The 1462-nt window shown below is 62.0% G+C and carries 1 protein-coding gene; it reads right to left on the reverse strand.

Features of this window, described 5'->3' with window-relative positions; all coding sequences use genetic code 11:
- Positions 1-323 precede the first annotated feature (323 nt).
- Positions 324-1355 (reverse strand): IS110 family transposase, encoded by a 1032-nt coding sequence (locus C8K44_RS27180; RefSeq protein WP_109578860.1) that lies wholly within the window; start codon positions 1353-1355, stop codon positions 324-326.
- Between the last annotated feature and the right edge of the window lie 107 nt (positions 1356-1462).

Consider the following 1462-nt stretch of genomic DNA (forward strand, 5'->3'; position numbering starts at 1 on the left):
GACTTCGGTAACGAGGCCGTCCCAGTCAAGCGGTTTTGCGCATGGGAGGGCGGCCGCTAAGGTGCGGTTATGAACCTGCTCTTTCTGATCCGTCCTGTAGTTACTGCTGCCCTCGTCTGAGATCACCCCGGGTGCATGCTTCGGTCCGTGGTCAGCGCGGGCTGCCAACATGATGCTGGTTCAATGCAATTCCGATGTGCCCATCTCATTGGCGTGCTCGATGTGGATCGGCACAGTCCGGACCACGGCATCATCGGAACCGCGTCCCTGGGGGGACCTCGAGGGCCTGCTGTCAGGCAGGCAACGGTTGGGAACTCAGGTCTTCAGGCCGCAAGTGGCACCGTCATGTCCGACTGGAAGTCGGTGTCATCGACCCACATCCTATGAAGGATCACACCGGCGCGCCGGGCCAAGGCAACCATGGCGCGCTTCCGGCCACGGCGGCGAGCGACCTGTGCTGCCCAGGTTCTCAGCCATGTCGAGCGGCCTCGGTGCATCATGACGGTCGCGGCTTGACACAACGCCCGGCGCAGGTTGACGTCGCCTGCCTTGGTGATGCCGCCTGAGACGTCGCGCTCGCCTGACTGGTTGCGCGACGGGGTGAGGCCTACCCATGGCCCTACCTTCTTCGATGAAGTGAACCGGGCAGGATCATCAATTGCCGATCGGTAGGTCAACGCCACAACTGCACCGATCCCTGGCATGGACATCAGCCGACGGCATACCGGGTCATCCTGAGCCAAGTTGCGGACGTGGCGCTCTAGCCCTGCCAATTCATGTCGCAAGGACGCCCGCGCCCGAAGCATCGGTTCTGTCGCGGCTTCAAGCATGGGATTGCCGAACGCCAGTTCCCGGATGCGAAGGTCGAACCTGCCGCGAGATATGGCGCCAACCTTGAGCCCGAAGTTCCGCAGCATCCCACGCAGAGACATCTCCAAAGCGATCATGCCCTGCTGGATGGCCTTGCGAGCTCCGAGCACGGCGCGGACCTCCTGCGATGAGACGGATTTGCAGTGAACGGGCCGGAACCACCCGAGGTGGAGTAGCCGTGCGATACCCTCGGCATCCCGCCGATCCGTCTTGATCGGCATTGCTTTTAGCGCCCCTTTTACCTGCCGGGTTTCCATCAGCACGACGTCCAAGTCCGCTTCGGTCATCCCGCGATGCAGCCACTGCGACAAGGGGCCTGCCTCAAGGCCAATGGCGGCAATGGTGCCATCCTGTTCCCTGATCCAGCGCACAAGCGCTTCGGGCGCACTGGCAATCTGCGCCTCCTTCACGATCTTGCCATGCTCGCTGACCACACAGATCGCGGTCTTCGCCAGCGACACATCCAATCCAATGAACAGTCTCATCCCGTAATCCTCCTGTAAGATCAGATACGGGAACGTCGCCAGCTGACCGGTCAGCATGCAAGCGATAACGGGCAGTGCGCGATGCAGGCCCCGTTACGGCATCTCAT

It is taken from the genome of Aminobacter sp. AP02 (genome assembly GCF_003148805.1).
Classification (GTDB): domain Bacteria; phylum Pseudomonadota; class Alphaproteobacteria; order Rhizobiales; family Rhizobiaceae; genus Aminobacter.

Excerpts from the sequence above, each read along its gene's own strand:
- C8K44_RS27180 (WP_109578860.1), bottom strand. The coding sequence starts at position 1,355 with ATGAGACTGTTCATTGGATTGGATGTGTCGCTGGCGAAGACCGCGATC.